This is a genomic window from Paenibacillus sp. FSL R5-0341 (genome assembly GCF_037975235.1).
Taxonomy (GTDB): Bacteria; Bacillota; Bacilli; order Paenibacillales; family Paenibacillaceae; genus Paenibacillus; species Paenibacillus amylolyticus_A.
The window spans coordinates 3,915,604-3,931,787 of sequence record NZ_CP150241.1 but is presented as its reverse complement, the minus strand read 5'-3'; the positions used below and the strand labels follow the sequence as shown (position 1 = coordinate 3,931,787).

General features: G+C 44.3%; 15 protein-coding genes and 1 pseudogene. 11 read left to right on the top strand and 5 right to left on the bottom strand.

From position 1 onward, the window contains the following. Nucleotides 1-142 precede the first annotated feature (142 nt). Nucleotides 143-658: pseudogene (locus MKX75_RS17585) on the top strand (cupin domain-containing protein); the annotation flags it as partial. A gap of 375 nt (nt 659-1,033) precedes the next feature. On the opposite strand, the gene MKX75_RS17580 reads toward MKX75_RS17585, so the two are convergent. Beyond that, complete coding sequence (locus tag MKX75_RS17580; RefSeq protein ID WP_339166226.1) at nt 1,034-2,080, bottom strand: aromatic ring-hydroxylating dioxygenase subunit alpha; 1,047 nt, start codon at nt 2,078-2,080, stop codon at nt 1,034-1,036. Nucleotides 2,081-2,365: 285 nt separating this feature from the next. Between MKX75_RS17580 and MKX75_RS17575 the strand changes: the two genes are divergently transcribed. After that, complete coding sequence (locus MKX75_RS17575) at nt 2,366-2,812, top strand: carboxymuconolactone decarboxylase family protein (protein ID WP_076331481.1); 447 nt, start codon at nt 2,366-2,368, stop codon at nt 2,810-2,812. Between the two features lie 34 nt (nt 2,813-2,846). Continuing rightward, complete coding sequence (locus MKX75_RS17570) at nt 2,847-3,782, top strand: sigma-70 family RNA polymerase sigma factor (RefSeq protein WP_339166224.1); 936 nt, start codon at nt 2,847-2,849, stop codon at nt 3,780-3,782. Between the two features lie 99 nt (nt 3,783-3,881). Here the strand turns inward: MKX75_RS17570 and MKX75_RS17565 are convergent, their stop codons facing one another. Further along, the gene (locus tag MKX75_RS17565; RefSeq protein WP_339166222.1) at nt 3,882-4,835 is read right to left on the bottom strand and encodes a hypothetical protein; all 954 of its coding nucleotides are present in this window, start codon (nt 4,833-4,835) and stop codon (nt 3,882-3,884) included. 242 nt (nt 4,836-5,077) lie between these two features. Further along, nucleotides 5,078-5,659: a spore coat protein gene (locus tag MKX75_RS17560; protein ID WP_254847870.1), complete on the bottom strand. Its 582-nt coding sequence runs from the start codon at nt 5,657-5,659 to the stop codon at nt 5,078-5,080. Nucleotides 5,660-6,082: 423 nt separating this feature from the next. Between MKX75_RS17560 and MKX75_RS17555 the strand changes: the two genes are divergently transcribed. Both MKX75_RS17555 and MKX75_RS17550 read left to right on the top strand, forming a co-directional pair. Next, on the top strand, nt 6,083-6,619 hold the full coding sequence (locus MKX75_RS17555; protein ID WP_339166221.1) for a hypothetical protein: 537 nt from the start codon (nt 6,083-6,085) through the stop codon (nt 6,617-6,619). 29 nt (nt 6,620-6,648) lie between these two features. Continuing rightward, nucleotides 6,649-7,377 carry a DUF1361 domain-containing protein gene (locus MKX75_RS17550; protein ID WP_339166220.1) on the top strand — a complete coding sequence of 243 codons (729 nt, stop codon included), beginning with the start codon at nt 6,649-6,651 and terminating at the stop codon, nt 7,375-7,377. 142 nt (nt 7,378-7,519) lie between these two features. Here the strand turns inward: MKX75_RS17550 and MKX75_RS17545 are convergent, their stop codons facing one another. Beyond that, a complete protein-coding gene (locus MKX75_RS17545; RefSeq protein ID WP_339166218.1) occupies nt 7,520-8,458 on the bottom strand; it encodes an alpha/beta hydrolase in 939 nt (312 codons plus the stop codon). Between the two features lie 184 nt (nt 8,459-8,642). On the opposite strand from MKX75_RS17545, the gene MKX75_RS17540 reads away from it, so the two are divergent. Then, a complete protein-coding gene (locus tag MKX75_RS17540; protein WP_339166217.1) occupies nt 8,643-9,236 on the top strand; it encodes a TetR/AcrR family transcriptional regulator in 594 nt (197 codons plus the stop codon). A gap of 143 nt (nt 9,237-9,379) precedes the next feature. Beyond that, nucleotides 9,380-10,402, top strand: coding sequence for a serine hydrolase (locus MKX75_RS17535; RefSeq protein WP_339166216.1), 1,023 nt, complete (start codon nt 9,380-9,382; stop codon nt 10,400-10,402). 85 nt (nt 10,403-10,487) lie between these two features. On the opposite strand, the gene MKX75_RS17530 is transcribed toward MKX75_RS17535, so the two are convergent. Next, nucleotides 10,488-11,468, bottom strand: a complete 981-nt coding sequence (locus tag MKX75_RS17530) for a serine hydrolase (RefSeq protein ID WP_339166215.1) — start codon at nt 11,466-11,468, stop codon at nt 10,488-10,490. 393 nt (nt 11,469-11,861) lie between these two features. On the opposite strand from MKX75_RS17530, the gene MKX75_RS17525 reads away from it, so the two are divergent. The 4 genes from MKX75_RS17525 to MKX75_RS17510 all read left to right on the top strand — a co-directional run bounded on the left by MKX75_RS17525 (nt 11,862) and on the right by MKX75_RS17510 (nt 16,169). Continuing rightward, entirely contained in the window at nt 11,862-12,605 is a 744-nt protein-coding gene (locus tag MKX75_RS17525) for an ankyrin repeat domain-containing protein (RefSeq protein ID WP_339166214.1), read from the top strand. A 16-nt stretch (nt 12,606-12,621) separates the two neighbouring features. Further along, entirely contained in the window at nt 12,622-13,905 is a 1,284-nt protein-coding gene (locus tag MKX75_RS17520) for a glucoamylase family protein (RefSeq protein ID WP_339166213.1), read from the top strand. A gap of 385 nt (nt 13,906-14,290) precedes the next feature. Continuing rightward, nucleotides 14,291-15,241 carry an ABC transporter permease subunit gene (locus tag MKX75_RS17515; RefSeq protein WP_339166212.1) on the top strand — a complete coding sequence of 317 codons (951 nt, stop codon included), beginning with the start codon at nt 14,291-14,293 and terminating at the stop codon, nt 15,239-15,241. 16 nt (nt 15,242-15,257) lie between these two features. After that, nucleotides 15,258-16,169, top strand: a complete 912-nt coding sequence (locus tag MKX75_RS17510; RefSeq protein WP_062835059.1) for a carbohydrate ABC transporter permease — start codon at nt 15,258-15,260, stop codon at nt 16,167-16,169. Nucleotides 16,170-16,184: the final 15 nt, after the last annotated feature.

Genomic DNA, 16,184 nt, shown 5'->3' with positions numbered 1-16,184 from the left:
TCCGAGTCAGGGATATTTGTCATGCGCCGCAAACATAGTGGAAATGGGCTCACGCATCTGGGCACTGGGCATAAGCTGGGCATATAGGTTATGACCTAAACCGAGAGCGAAGGGCAGGCGTTTTATTTTGGCAACCTCAACCATGGATTACACTTTACCAACCACCGAATTTACTTACGATTTGAGCAATAACCCGTTATTTAAGAAAGATGAGAGCAACTATATTAACTCGCTTTCCATTAACCAGTTAAACACACTAGGCAATACTTCTTTACTGGATATTTTCCTCAACACTGGCAATGTGGTTGAACCACATACGCATCAGAATGCTACCGAGTTGGTATACTGCATCAGCGGTTCGGCAGTTGTTTCCCTCATTAATCCGTTCACAAACGAGCTGCTTCATTTCCCGATTACTCCGGGGCAGGTGGCCAACGTTCCTCAAGGCTGGTGGCACTATGAAGTGGCTACTGTGGATCATACGCACTTACTCGCGATCTTCGATGCTCCTGTTCCTGAAGCGATATTTGGCTCAGACACATTACGTCTTACACCTGCAAAACTTCTGGCTTATACGTACTGTCTGGACGAGAAAAAAGTTCAAGAAGCGCTGGCTCCCATTCAAAAAACAGTGATTATTGGCCCACCGGCAGATTGCCAGCCTTCAACTGCTCCTGCCTCTAATAGTGCTCCGGATGTTAATCATCAGCCTTACGTAATGCCTAATGTACAACCCAATGTACAACCAAACATGCAGCCCAACACACAGCCCAACACACAGGCAAATAATCAACCAAACATGCAACCTTACGTGAACCGTCTTCCGTACTGGGGCACTTGGGTTGATCCGCGTATTATCCACGAACCGGGTTGCCCGTATTATAGAGAGCTTCCTGTGAATACGATTAATCAAGAGGAAAAATGACGAATGAAGGTCTAGTGGCAAGGTCTTTCTAATACACGCTAGGTATTTCAGTTGAATTAGGTATAGAAAAAGAAGCGGCCGCAAGTGGAACGCTTCTTTTTTATTCATTTACGATGTGTAGTTTCGTCCCAAACCAATCTCCGTTAATAATTGACGATAGGCAATTGAAGTACGGTCAGCAGGAATATGGGCCTCGGCATGCAGATCAAGGGGCAGATCCTCCGGTTTTTGTGACTCAACCATCTCGCGATCTTCTTCGAATACCTGCAAGTTGAACTTGATCGTATCTTCAATCGGAGCATCTTTGTCAAAGTTTCGTGTGATTGGACAGAATAGACGTGTATAACGTGCAGAGATCGGCGAAGCACAATTCAGAATATTTAGCTTGTCGTCTCCAGGGAAATGTACCGTCAGAGAAGCCGCAAAGGGTGGGAACACCCGAAACTCGCGCAACCATTGGAAACCTTCAGGTGCAACGAGATCTTGCCCTTTGCCGTAGTTGCTCACCGTACTCCAATACTCAGCTAGCAACTCATTCCCCTCGCGTTTCACTTTGTATTGAGGGACTTCTGTGTTGTTTCGGTCACCAAACGTTTCGGTATGCACATAGGCAAAATGGGATACATCCAGAAATCCCTCCATTTGTCGTCCAGAGGAACCAGCAATATCAAAGTTGGGTATTAAAATATTGATATAATCCGGATCATCCCATCCAGGGAAGGATGGAATCTGTTCTTCCGTTCCCGCCAGTGAAGTCCATATTAAGCCATAACGTTCGACTGCCGGGCACACAATGAGTTTGAGCTTAGGTGAGATTTTGGAGCTTGGGTGCGCAGGTACTGCGGTACATTTTCCTTCACAATTGTAACGGAAACCGTGATAAGGACAGACAATCTCGCCATTTTCTACCCAACCTTTGCTAAGTGGAGCCCCGCGGTGAAAACAAAGATCCTTAGCTACCACAACCTGATCATTACTTCGATAAAGAACCAGCTTCACATCGAGCAATTGAGCAGCCAGTGGTTTGTCGGTTACTTCAGTTGCTTGGGCTACCGGGTACCAATATTGGGATAATACATGCCAGTCTTCAGCGGTGAACGTACAGCCTCTAGGTAATTCGGATGTCACATTACGGTTTGCGTTGGAAGTTATCATATGAAACACTCCTTGCTGATATGAATAAACGATTTTCTTTTTAATGTTAGAAAAGTTAACTTGATTAGCCGTATGTTACACCTTTTTTGGTCGATATATCAATATATCCAACCTACTTTTGGTTAAAATCACAAACAGCTCAGTTAAAACCGTACATGGATACGGAAAAACCCGGATTTTTCTTACGTCAGATGTTAATACTGAAAAATTTTCGCAAAGAATGTCACAGATCCCTGCGGTCGTTTGTCTTCAGTATGTAGACCAAATGACGGAGGCGAATGAGAAATGAATTTAAGAACGAACTACAGAGAAGTGAGTCCAGGTGCATTTAAAGCGATGATGGCGATGGAGCAATATATATCCGGGCAATTTGAGGATAAAGTGTTATACGAGTTGTTGAAAATCCGTGTGTCCCAGATCAATGGCTGTGCCTTTTGTCTCGATATGCATGCCAAAGATCTGATGAAACTGGGAGATTACGCGGATCATATTCTTTTGCTAAGTGTGTGGCGTGAAGTGCCTTTCTTCACGGATCAAGAACGTGTTATGCTGGAGCTGGCTGAAGCGGTGACTCGAATCTCGGAACACGGTGTACCCCTTACGTTGTACGATAAGGTTCGTGAACATTTCAGTGAATCCGAACTGGTGGATCTGATCCTGGCCATTAACACGATTAACAACTGGAACCGGATTGCGATTACAACAGGGATGTATCCGGGCTGCTTTAACTAAAACTACATGCACCATGCCAGAGGAGGCCATTCTCATGAATTCCAATCTCCACGCCAATGAGCCAGAAGTGTCTTCTCTGGATGTTGGTGATCTGTATATTCTTTATAAAAAATATGCATTTTCAATAGCTTACCGCATGCTGGGCAGTGTGGTAGAAGCTGAAGATATTGTGCAGGATTGTTTTGCGGGGATTCAGAGCACGTCTGTTCAGGATATTCGTAATCCCAAGTCCTACATCGCCAGATTGGTTGTGAACCGAAGCTTGAATCTGCTAAATTCCGCCCGTAATCAGCGGGAAAGTTATGTTGGTGAGTGGTTGCCAGAGCCGATGGGTGACAGTGAAGAGGCGAACATGCCAGAGGAAACGATGGAGAAAAAAGAGCTGATCTCCTACGCCTATCTGGTCATGTTGGAGCGTCTAACGCCCATGGAACGCGCTGTTTTTGTACTTCGTGAAGCGTTCCGATATGATTATTCCGAAATAGCGGATTGGCTGGGCAAATCGGAGAGCAACTGCCGTCAAATCTTTAGCCGCGCCAGACGGAACTTGCCTGAAAGACTTCCGCCGATCGAGCAGAGTGATGCGGATATGATAGCCAAAGGCGACTTGCTGAGCCGTTTTACAACGGCTTTCCTTCGTTATGATGTCTCTGCCATGCTCGAGTTACTGGCGGATCAGCCTGTATTTACAGCAGATGGCGGTGGCATTGTGCACACGGTTATGAGAACGATGAACATTCATAAAGGCGTGCTTGCCCTCCTGACTTCACGACGAGTCCTTACGCGATTGCGTGAAAGAGAGTGGGTACCCATGTGGATCAATGGCGAGCTTCAACTCGCGTTAATGAAAGATGGGCAATTGTCCGAGGTACTCTGTTTGGAGTTGGACGCTTCTAGAGAGCGGATTGAGGGCGTTTATCTCGTCGTTAATCCGAACAAACTTACATCAATAGACACTTCAACTCTTTGATCCAAACGTAAGGAATTGCTAAGTAAATTTAAAAGCGGCAACCTCTGTCACGAGGACTGCCGCTTTTTTGGTATTCACATTTTGCTATTGAGCATCCAATTATTCACGGGCAAATTGTTGTTGAACAGTTTCGATGATTGCTCTGATTTCAGGTGTAAGCTCATCATTGTTCTGATTGAGAACCAGTAAAATCTTTTCCATGGTATCCAGAAGAATACTCTCCTTATTGGGCTCCCGCTTAGCCAAAGCTTTCTCGTAAGCCTTTTTCACTTCGGGGTCCATGGTGCGGATTTCTTCATCCGTGTACCAATCATAAGCAGGCGTGTTGTCACTTCCGTAAAACAGATAATCCACAAATAACCCTTGTTTCACTGCTGATGTGCGATTGGAATTCGGGAAGTTGTTCAAAAAGGCTTCTTTCTCCAATGTACGCTGGATTAATTCGTTCCAAGGGATGATAATGCCACCATCTGAAGTTGTCATTTGGTTGGACTCGGTAGCCATTATACTAATGTAGGCAGCAATGTCTGCCTGGACGAAGGGCTTGAACTTTTGGTAGATCTCATAATTGATGATGGGGTAATACAAGCCTTCACTGGTTTCCAGTTTGAACCCGAGATCAGATGCTTCCTGCAGAAGCTTCTTCGCTGCCGGATCTTTAATTTCTTTCAGCAGACGACTATATGTAACCTTTTGTTCGTAACCAAGTTCTTCATGGGCTTGAGATATGGCCTGCTGAAATTGTTCCGTATACATTTGGTAATCCACAGCAGCCAACTTCACATTCTGCATGTTCTCCAGTTGCAGCGTCATGAGTGTGGCCTGCCAGGGGCCGACTTTATCGATATGATTCATCAGGTATTTACGTGCTTTAACCAGACTTTCTGTGGACTTCACTGCTTCTGTTCGATAAGTTTGGAATTGATGATACACCGCTTTGGAGGCGGGGACAGGTGCAGCCAGTGTTGTTGAGGTCGTCAGTGTTGAGCCAATGGCAGTACAGCCAAGAGCGATGGCCAGTAAACCAAGTTTAACAGGTTGCTTCCATCTCATTTGTATACCTCCCCATTAATGAAGAAAAAGCCATTTTGATCCTCGTAACCGCATTTCACCGTATTTTATAGGTATGATCCATACGCTGACTATGTACGGGTTTGTCTTTGATTAAACCAGTTTCTGGTAACCGAAACAAGTGTCATCAGTAGGAAAATGATTGCAAATAATCAAATAAACAGCCCCTTATAACCCTAGTGGGTTGAAGAGACTGTTTTGGGGAATCGCACTTTATTTTCTAATTAATGAAGTGGTTTATTGCTAATAGGCATCTGAGGTGCTCCGGTTGCTGGAATGTATGCCTGAAGCATCTGTTGTGTATCACTTGGAGTGAGTTGAGGTACTTGATAATAGGCGTTTTTATTCTGGAACATGAAAATTTCATAGGCCATCTCGATAAAATGCTGGATCTGCGAAGTGATAACCCGACGAACCGTTCCATTGGTGATCTCGCTACAGGACATGCCGAGCAGACTCGCATGTGACTTGATCAGTCCCAGCATATGACCGCTAATCCCGGCATCCTTTACATCAGCCAAGCTCTGGTTCGGTTTCTTTGGTGCCGAGGGCTTAAGACCATATACCGGTGGTACGATGTTGGGAATCATATAAGTTGCCGTTTCTTGATGAGGCTTCTGTCCGGATGCAAAACACTCTGCTGTCAGATTGTACTGGGATAATATGAAGTTGTATTGCCGGTCCAGAATGCCAATCAGTTCCTGGCTCTGTACAAATGTACGAAAGATCATGTATTGATCCAGCACGTTGATGGTGGAGGACAGAATCTCGTGTACGTCGAACATCTCATGGCCGCCATGATTCATGTTAGGGGTGACATTTGGATTGGTGTTCAATGTGGGTTGTACTACATTCTGAGGGTTCATGGAATTTGGATTCATTGTAAATTTGATTCTCCTTTGGTAAATGGTATGATTCTATATAAGTTGAACGAAAGAATATTTACACTTGCCACTCCGATGACAGAACAACCTTCCGATAGCTGTTATCCCCAGATTTTTAATTCCATTTTACAAAGGTGAAAATCCGGTGATAAGCTTATGCTTCCGAAGTAGCTTTCTTGTAGAAAGCTTTTAGCGAACGCTTCGCTTCTGCAGTTTGTTTCTGTCCTCTGCGTTCCCGTGCAAATGTATAGTTCAACTTCTATAGTATGCTTGGAGAGTAGTAAAATTATGTAATATGGTTAGGAGTATATGCACAAATAGGTATAGGCATGGTGGTGGTTAAAGATGGAAGAGACTGATTGGGGTGTAGCAAAGGATTTGTTCGTCAAACATTACGGGAGCGCTATACAGATGCATCGAGAAGGCGTGTATTCGGACTATAAGCGATGGGACGTACCCCAAGAGTTAGAGGAACAATGGATAGGGGAGCGGATTCAACAATTAAGTTCCGAGCTGTCTATTATGAATTGGGATGCGTTGGACGAACTTGCGTTGATTGCCAAACATCGGACAGAACCCAGTATTATTACGGCAATTACAGCATTTGCTTCGAGACAATTGAAGAGTGCGGACAGTATGGTTCGTCTTGCGTATGCTGAACGACTGATTGAGCTGATTAAACGATATGAATCCTCTCTGCCGATGGACAAGTTACGGGAAACCTATCAATTGACGATGGACTTGCTGGTTGATGTGGCGACTAAACCGTTGGTTCTTGATCCAGGCCATGAATTACAGCAGTATGGATTAAAGGATAAACGTGGATTGAATTTGCGTGTGGAAAAAAATAAGGAAGAAATCATCCGATATTTTCGAAATTAATTGAATTTTATCAAGTGAGGTCAGAATCATTGAGAAAACTGAATTATATTCGCATATTTATTTTCCTTAGTGTGGTCACTATAGTAACGCTCGGCTTGTACTATGTAGCTGCAGACTGGCTGGATCAGCGTTACTTCCGCTTCCTGATCTGGAATCTGTTTTTGGGCTGGATTCCTTTTGTGTTCTCTTATGCAGCCTATCTTCTAAGTGATGTGAAATGGAAAGGTGCCGCATGGCTTGCAGTTGCAAGTGGTCTGTTATGGTTGTTATTTTTCCCGAACTCTTCTTATATTGTTACGGATCTGGTTCATCTGACAGCGAGAAGTTCCCGGTATTATGGTGGGAACGGGGTGGACTACACGTATTGGTACGATTTAAGTGTTCTATTAATGTTTGTCTGGACTGGACTTCTGCTTGGATTCCTGTCGATGTATCAGCTTCAGGAAGTGATCTATCACCGAATTGGACGCTGGGCATCCTGGATCTTTGTACTGGTTGGCAGTGCTTTGGGAAGTTACGGGGTATTGCTTGGACGTGTATATCGACTGAATAGCTGGGATGCACTGACGAATCGCGAGACGCTGATTGAACTGATGCACGAAAGTGTAAGCCGTCCGTCTCTGGCGTTTTGCCTGTTTTTTGGCACGTTTATTACTACAATCTATGCCACATTGTATTATCTGATCAATACGAGGGCTCCCCGTGAAACGAAGAAGAGTGCAGGAAGTCCCGAATCAGACCTGCAAGCGTTACGCTAACAAATGTTTTTCTTAAGGCCGAACTCATTAGATCTAATCTTAATGTATATTACTTAAAGGGCTGTTCCAAGTCATACCCATGGCTATTGGAACAGCCCTTTAACATTGGATCCAGCGGAGGATGTTCTGAATAAAAATACCTCTACTTATCAGAGATTAACTCAAGGATTGTTTTCACAAGCAGTTCAGGTTCATCGTGAATAATCATATGCCCACTGCGGGTGGCCACAATTAGCTGACTATCCTTCGATATATTCAACATGTTCCGTTGCCCCGATTGCCATATCGATTCGAGCTTCTGCCCAATGTCAACCGGAATCCCTGCACTAGCATAGTCTTGAGGACGTCCGCGTGCAATGATACGTACAGGGATTGATCCAAGACTTTGGCCACGAATGGCATCTTCTGTTGAATGGGCGTGGAGGGCTTCTTCTTCTTTGGCATAAAAATAGGAAGGGGTAGCAATCACATTAACAAAAGTATCCCGATCTTGCTTGGCAACCAGACCATCAAGCATAAAGTCTGGAAATAATCTGAAAGCGCCAGATACCTTCAGTAAAGATAAAAAGGAGGCAGGCGGGTTTCCCTGAAACTGAGCCTGTTCCAACAAAGCCTTTGTGTTCCGTTCATCATCCTCAGGTCGCGCATCAATGAGGACAAGGCTCTGAACCTCATTTGAATAGGTCTGTGCAAAGAGTCTAGCATACATACCCCCAAGAGAATGACCTACCATAACGTAAGGGCCGCGTATGTTCTCCTTCTCCAGAGCAGCATGTAAATCTTTGACGATATTTGCACCTGTACGTTCTGTAGGTGCAGATTCACTCCAGGCATATCCTGCGCGATCATACGTGACCACCGTTGCATGTTGGGCTAGTTCCACAGGAATGTCTCTCCACGACAAACTGGTTTCACCACTTCCAGCCTCCATAAGTATGGTCGGTGAACCATTGCCTTGTTTATGAATGTGTAGTTGGTAACCGCCGACTTGAACTAACGTACCTGGAGGTGGAAAGTCCTTTTTGGCCTGCGAGGAAGCAAACCACTCATAAAGGAATGCGGCACCTATCAGTAGTAGCATTGTGCAGAATAACCTTACTATGAAGGTGAAAACTCTGAAATTCTTGCGTGTTGAGGCTGGGGTAGTTGTATGCATGATCTTATGAATTCCTCTCCTACAGCTGTTTTTATATTTTAGTACGATGTATTAAAAAGATTATAGCACAGTGTATTACAAAAAGAGAGGTTTGTTGTATAATGTTGTCATGCCAAAAATCGTAGATCATGAATCTCAAAGGAAAATCGTTGCTGATGCAGCCATCCGGGTCATTCAAGAGCATGGACTTGAGCATGCTACCGTTCGGAATATAGCAAAGGAAGCGGGACTATCTGTAGGTTCCATGCGTCATTATTTTGCCACACAGGCCGAATTGTTCACCTTTTGCATGAATCTTTTTGCAGAACGGGTACAGAAAAGGGTGGAGGCATTACAGATGAGTGGATCTGTACTGCTGGATATGAAAAATCTGCTCTTGCAATTTCTACCGTTGGACGAAGACAGAATGATGGAAATGGAGGTCTGGTTTTCGTTTACAGCCAAATTATTGGTGTACCCCGAATTAAAAAAGTTAAGTGATCAGATGCATCAAGGGATGTATCGATCGGTTCAATGGGTAATACAGGAGTTGCACAAGCGGGGGATGACACATCCTGAACTGGATGCCGAGATGGAGATAGAGAAGTTATATGCTCTGGTGGATGGGCTCGCAATACATATGTTAATGCAGCCAGATAGACTTACGGTAAAACGAGTGGAACAAGTGATTGAACAGCACTTTAGCATGCTTTGTCAAACTTAATCTTACGTTGTATGAAGAAGGGTTATTTCCTTTTATAAGGGAGTAATCCTTCTTTTTATGAAAATATGGCAGGTATGCAGGATATGACGAAGAATTAAAAATGAGAGTATTAAGAATACATAGACAAGTAGGTGAATATTAAAATGTTGAATGTATTAGAGCTGACAACAAAAGTAGAAGAAGCCATGGAACGTGTGAATTTTTCGGGTGTTGTATTACTCCAGCAGGCCGGGAAAACCCTTTTGAATATGAAACGTGGTTATGCGAATCGCAGTGAAGAGCTTGCCAATCAGGTGGATACACGCTTCGGAATTGCATCAGGATGTAAAATCTTCACGGCAGTGAGTATATGTCAACTCATAGAAGCGGGCAAGTTATCTGCTGATTCCAAGCTGAACGATGTGTTGGATGTGGAGTTTCCACTATGGGACGAAGGAATTACCATCCAGCAGTTGTTAACACACACGTCGGGCATTCCAGATTATTTTGATGAAGATGTGATGGAAGACTTTTCAGCATTGTGGAAAGAGAGACCCGTTTACGCGATGAGGCGATTAAGTGACTTTCTGCCCATGTTTCAGGATATGCCAATGAAGTCTGCTCCGGGTGAACGTTTTCACTACAACAATGCGGGTTTCATTGTGCTGGGGCTTATCGTAGAACAGCATTCAGAAAGGTCGTTTACAGATTATGTGGAAGAGCACATTTTCAAAAGTTGTGGCATGAAGGACTCCGGTTATTTCGTAACAGATCAGCTTCCGCGCAACACAGCTTTAGGCTATATCGATCATGAAGACGGCTCTTGGAATACTAATATGTTCTCTATTCCTGTCAAAGGTGGATCAGATGGTGGAGCCTATGTTACGGCACCGGATATGATTCGATTCTGGGAGGCTTTGCTGGGTCAGCAATTGTTGAAAGAAGAGACGACACAGCAGTTATTAACTCCACATGCTCATCAAGAGGAAGAAGAGTACTATGGGCAGGGGGTCTGGATTGACCGCAAGGAGGAAGAGATTTTTAAATTTCATGTCATGGGGTTTGATCCAGGGGTGTCGTTCATGTCTTCCATTTATCCGGACTATGATCTGCAACTGGTTGTGATCTCTAATCAAGAGTCTGGTCCGTATCCAATAACGATTGCCATCGAAGAAGCTTTGGCATGACGAATAAACCCCAGCCTATGGGCTGGTTATGCCTACATAAGGTTGGGGGTTCATTGGTCGAACAGGATAGAAGGACAGCCTGCGTTTATAACATTTTCCATAGCTCAGGGGCGATTAACCGAGGGAAAACGTCCAACGGAGGTTTCTCTTTCTTTCGTTTGTCATTGGTTAACACCGTAACAAGTTCCAGCTCTGGGACAATGTATACATACTGACCACCAAACCCTCGTGCGTAGTAATAATGGAGATTGGGTCTGTCGTTTTCAGCATCAATATCTTCGGAGTGTGACCTTTCGTTGGGATAGACATCCACCCACCAATGCCAAGCATAACTACCGTGATTCGGTGGAGTGACTGTAATGAAAGGCTGCGTCGAACGGGATACGAGATCACTTGAAATGAGAGACTGCCCTTTCCACATCCCTTGTTGTAGAAAGAGCTGACCGAATTTTAGCAGATCTACGGGTAACATCTTAAGACCGAATCCGCCGGTATGTACACCCTGAGGGTCGCTTTCCCATTCATAATCCTTAATTCCCAGCGGGTCAAAAAGAAAACGTTCTGCGAACTCGGCTACGTTCATACCTGCATTTTGCATCAGGATGGCGGATAGGATCTGCGAGACTCCTGAGTTGTACTCCATATATGTACCCGGTTCATGACTTAACCGTTGTTCCAACGCAAAATCCACCCAATGATCGGTGCGGGTCATGCGAGGAAATGAATTTTGCCCGCCGAATTCATCCCAGTTGAATCCGGCTGTCATGGTGAGCAGTTGTTCCAGTGTGATCGCTGGTTTGCGCGGGTCAGGATCGGATGTCAATTTTGGGAAAAAGGTAGAGATTGGGGTTGATGCCTCTGGCAACAAACCTTTATCCATCGCTATACAGATGAGTGCGGACAACACACTCTTGGTACATGAATTGATTTTTGCAATATCGGTCGCAGCCTCGTGGTTGCGGTAGTGTTCGTACATAATCTCACCGCGTACGCCGACGAGGCAGCTTCGCAGATCCAGCAGTGGAATGATCTGTTGTAACTTGGATGACAGTGATGAAGGATTCATAGTGTCCTTTCTGTACGGTTGATTTGTTATAGGATTTTGTGGAAATAGGTGTCCATATCGTAGCATACTCCCGAGGTAGGGCTCAACAAGCGCTACATTATTATGTTACACCAAGCATGTAAGATGTAATTTTCGATGTAAGCGATAAGAAACCCATGCGAATATCGCATAAATCCCCAGTATTGTCTGTCAATCTTATATAATTGTCATGAGAAGAGTACCAAACATGATGGATCAAGTTCACTCTATACATTTAAAAGAGGCTTTCGCGAGCAGTTTCAAAATTGGGATGTTGATTATGATCGAGAGTGGATACTCAAGCTAATATTTTGATTTTTCACAAGTTGTGGTTATATAGAAGAGGTGTATTAAAAGGGATAGGGGGGATCTTTCTTGTTCAAAATCGGAAATCAAGGATCGTTTGAAACGCTTCCTGATCATGCCAGGGCAATATATGAGGGAGATACCGTTGCTGTAGAACAATTCATTAAACAGGGCATGGATCTCGAAGAAGAGATTACGCTCAGTAAATACATAGCCTTAACGCCACTCGACCTTGCCTTAATCTGTAATCAACCGGAAGTGGTTAAGTTGTTGGTAAAGCATGGAGTTAATCTGAATGTCAAAAATAATCCGGCGATCCTGAAGGCGGTTAGATATTGTGGAGAAGAAACGGTGCGATACCTGTACCAGCAAGGTGCCAAGTTAAATGGACTTAATCGGGTCAAATCTAGTGCATATGATGAAGCCTACTATGGTAACAAAAAGAATATAAGAGTGCTGAATGAACTCGGGTTGGATATTCGAAAATATGGGGGCAAAACGTTACGCAAAGCGGTAGCTGATCACGATATGAAGACTATTAAGTATTTGCTGGATGAAGGGGTAGACGTCAATTACAATGAACCGGATATGGTATATCCGTACAAGGCCACGCCTCTCACGGTAGCTGCACGACTTCATAACATGAAGATGGTTCGATATCTGGTAGACCAAGGAGCAGATGTGACTATTCAGGAGAAGGATGGAGAGCGGGCGTATACGATTGCAGTGAGTCAGAAAAATGAAGAAATGGCCGAATACCTAAAGGGGCTTGAACCTCAAGAATTTCATGATCTAATTTTGTCTGTTAGCTAATCTAGCTTTAACTCCTATGGCTTCAGCAGGTGACTCAAGCAATTTAACTGGATTTCGAGCAGAATTGAAAGCGATTGCATATAAGACCTATACGTTTTTTGAGGATTATACGGATCAGAATACTGGCTTGACTTACGATGAAGTACGGCACACTGAAAACGGGACAGAAGAAGCTAAACGTACTTCGCCCACGAACATCGCCATGTATATGATGAGTACCGTTTCAGCGCAACAATTGGGTATTATTTCAAAGAAAGAAGCTGTACAGCGCCTGCAAACGACTATACATTCCCTCGAAAAGTTAGAAAAGTGGAACGGCCTATTTTATAACTGGTATAACACGGATGACGGTTCAGTGAAGAAAGATTGGGGACAATTTATTCCCCAAGTCGATAATGGATGGTTATCCGCTGGATTAATTGTTGTTGGGCAAGCCTATGAAGAACTTCATCGGGAAACAAGCAAGTTGGTTGAAAATATGAATTATACTCCGCTATATGATCCTGAAGTCGGTCAATTCCGCGGAGGTTATGATGTGGCTAAAGGCGCGCTGACGGACCACCATTATGGAATGTTTTACACGGAACCACGTGTTGGCAGCTATATTGCCATTGGGAAAGGTGACGTTCCCCAAGATCATTGGTGGAAGATGTATCGCACATTACCTCAAGAGTGGGATTGGCAAGCTCAGATTCCTCAAGGCAAATCCGTTAAGTACGATGGAGTGGATGTGTTTGAAGGAAGTTATGTATACAAGGATATAAAGTTCGTGCCAAGCTGGGGAGGCAGTATGTTTGAAGCTCTTATGCCGGGTATGGTCATAAAGGAAAAAGAGCTGGGTACTCAAGCTTTGGGATTGAACAACCAGCGTCATGTCGAATTGCAGATCGAATATGCCAAAGAAAAAGGGTACGCCGCTTGGGGCTTTTCACCTTCTGCAACGCCGACAGGTTACAGTGAGTTTGCAGCAACGCCATTAGGTACCTCAGGTTATAAAGATGGAGCAACGGTAACAGCACACGCGACATTCCTGGCCCTGGATTATGCCCCTGAAGCTGTTCGAAAGAACATTAAAGCTTTAAAGAACTTTAAAATGCTTGGCAAATATGGGTTCTATGACTCAGTTAATGTTGAAACGGGAGAACTTGCAAAAGCTTATCTGGCACTGGATCAAGGGATGATTATGGTATCGATCGCCAACTATCTTCAAGATGACGTTATCCGCGATTATTTTCACAGTGATGTGATAGGGCAGAAGCCAGAAGAATTATTGAAAAAAGAAGTGTTTTTTATTCAATGAAGGGGAGAAAAAATTGCCATCTTGATTGTTTAAACGGAACGAAGCAGCGTGTTTTCTGCTTCGTTCCATTTGCGTATGTTGAACCGTATCTTAGGTACGCTCGGTGATCACAATGTGTATCCTTTGCAGGTAAAGAGAGGTTCGTAATTCACATATTTACAGCCTTGTCCATGTGGAACCATCCACATCAGGGTTGAACGGAAAGTACCGCAGTAGCGCGGTTTTACATGACCTATACATGACAATCCAGAACCTACATATTTACGGTGTCAGCCTAATTTCACTATACTCCAAATTGTAAGCGTTACCAAAAAGGGAGTTAGCAAGAATGCAAGATAGCAACATATTCCTATCTAATGGAAAAGACATAGAAAGGAGTGGGAGAATGAAGGAGAGTCATATCGTAGTATCCGTAAGCCCTTTATTGAAGAAGAACTCCCTTGGCAAAAGGATTTGGAAAAACTGGGAGCTCTATCTGTTCATGCTTCCCGCGTTGTTGTATTTCCTTGTTTTTCATTATGGTCCGATGTACGGCATTCAGATTGCTTTTAAGAATTTCGTACCTTCGAAAGGAATTACAGGAAGCGAATGGGTTGGTTTTGACCATTTTGAACGGTTCTTCAATTCTTATTTTTTCTGGGATCTGCTCTGGAACACATTCAGTATCAGCTTCTATGAACTTGCCATCGGATTTCCCCTGCCTATCATTCTGGCATTGGCCTTCAATGAAGTCCGCAACGGCCCATTCAAGAAATCGGTCCAGACGGTGACCTATGCACCTCATTTCATTTCTGTAGTTGTCATGGCAGGTATGATCATTACCTTTTTATCACCTTCCAGCGGAATGATTGTTCGGTTCATCGAGTTGATTGGTCTTGAACCAGCACAATTTCTGACTGATCCCGCATGGTTTAAGACGGTGTATGTATTCTCTGGCGTCTGGCAGAGCACCGGGTGGGGAACCATTATTTATCTCGCTGCTCTGTCAGGCGTAGATCCCCAGCTTCATGAAGCGGCTATTATGGATGGAGCAAGTCGAATGAAACGGGTACTGCATATCAATCTGCCGACGATATTACCCACAATTACGATCATGCTGATCTTAAATATGGGTAATATACTGGGCCTTGGCTTTGAGAAGATTTTGCTGCTGCAGAATTCACTTAATATGGAAGCTTCTGATGTAATATCCACCTATGTATACCGCGCCGGTCTGGTGAACGCCCAATATAGCTTCTCAACGGCTGTGGGATTATTCAACTCGGTAGTCAACGTTATTTTGCTTGTTACGGTTAACCAGATCGCCAAACGAACCAGTGAGAACAGCCTCTGGTAGAAAGGAGTTGAAGTCTTTGGTTACTGCGATGAAAGAATCCAGGGGGGACAAGCTATTTCTGATCAGCACTTATATTTATTTAGGTCTTTCACTGCTGGTTGTTCTCTATCCGCTCATCTACATTCTCAGCGCTTCAATTAGTTCACCGCAGGACGTCAATTCGGGAGCAATGTGGTTGTTTCCGAAGAATGTAACATTGGACGGCTACAAGCTTGTATTTGAGAACCCGAAGATATGGAGTGGTTACTGGAACACCATTATTTACACGGTGGTGGGGACTCTACTCAATCTCGTCGTCACTCTGCCTGCCTCGTATGCGCTCAGCAGATCTGATTTTGTCGGGCGCCAGTTGTTCATGGGCCTCATTCTGTTCACGATGTTCTTCAGCGGCGGAATTGTACCGACGTATCTGCTGGTCAAGAACCTTGGACTCATGAACAGCATGTGGGCATTGATTCTACCGGTGGCTGCTTCGGTCTGGAATATCGTTGTGGCCCGCACCTTTTTTCAGACGACTATCCCAAAAGAACTTCAGGAAGCTGCGCACATTGACGGCTGTACAAATCTGAAGCTGTTCATTCGCATTGTTCTACCGCTGTCGGCACCAATTGTAGCTGTTATGGCCCTGTTCTATGGGGTGAGCCACTGGAACAGCTACTTCCCGTCCCTCATCTATTTAAATGATGAAGCGAAGTATCCGCTGCAGATGGTTCTGCGTCAAATCCTTGTCCTTCAAGAAATGACGGCGGAAACTACGGGCTCATCAATCAACGGCGAAGTGGCAACCGCCATGAATAATAAGGCAGAAACGGCATCGCTGATTAAATATGGAGTCATTGTGGTCTCCACACTGCCCATCGTGGCAATCTATCCGTTCCTACAGCGTTACTTTGTCCAAGGAGTCATGATCGGCTCTGTTAAAGGCTAGACCGTTAAAATGTGA

Excerpts from the sequence above, each read along its gene's own strand:
- MKX75_RS17580 (WP_339166226.1), bottom strand. The coding sequence starts at position 2,080 with ATGATAACTTCCAACGCAAACCGTAATGTGACATCCGAATTACCTAGA.
- MKX75_RS17575 (WP_076331481.1), top strand. The coding sequence starts at position 2,366 with ATGAATTTAAGAACGAACTACAGAGAAGTGAGTCCAGGTGCATTTAAA.
- MKX75_RS17570 (WP_339166224.1), top strand. The coding sequence starts at position 2,847 with ATGAATTCCAATCTCCACGCCAATGAGCCAGAAGTGTCTTCTCTGGAT.
- MKX75_RS17565 (WP_339166222.1), bottom strand. The coding sequence starts at position 4,835 with ATGAGATGGAAGCAACCTGTTAAACTTGGTTTACTGGCCATCGCTCTT.
- MKX75_RS17560 (WP_254847870.1), bottom strand. The coding sequence starts at position 5,659 with ATGAATCATGGCGGCCATGAGATGTTCGACGTACACGAGATTCTGTCC.
- MKX75_RS17555 (WP_339166221.1), top strand. The coding sequence starts at position 6,083 with ATGGAAGAGACTGATTGGGGTGTAGCAAAGGATTTGTTCGTCAAACAT.
- MKX75_RS17545 (WP_339166218.1), bottom strand. The coding sequence starts at position 8,458 with ATGCTACTACTGATAGGTGCCGCATTCCTTTATGAGTGGTTTGCTTCC.
- MKX75_RS17540 (WP_339166217.1), top strand. The coding sequence starts at position 8,643 with ATGCCAAAAATCGTAGATCATGAATCTCAAAGGAAAATCGTTGCTGAT.
- MKX75_RS17535 (WP_339166216.1), top strand. The coding sequence starts at position 9,380 with ATGTTGAATGTATTAGAGCTGACAACAAAAGTAGAAGAAGCCATGGAA.
- MKX75_RS17530 (WP_339166215.1), bottom strand. The coding sequence starts at position 11,468 with ATGAATCCTTCATCACTGTCATCCAAGTTACAACAGATCATTCCACTG.
- MKX75_RS17520 (WP_339166213.1), top strand. The coding sequence starts at position 12,622 with ATGGCTTCAGCAGGTGACTCAAGCAATTTAACTGGATTTCGAGCAGAA.
- MKX75_RS17515 (WP_339166212.1), top strand. The coding sequence starts at position 14,291 with ATGAAGGAGAGTCATATCGTAGTATCCGTAAGCCCTTTATTGAAGAAG.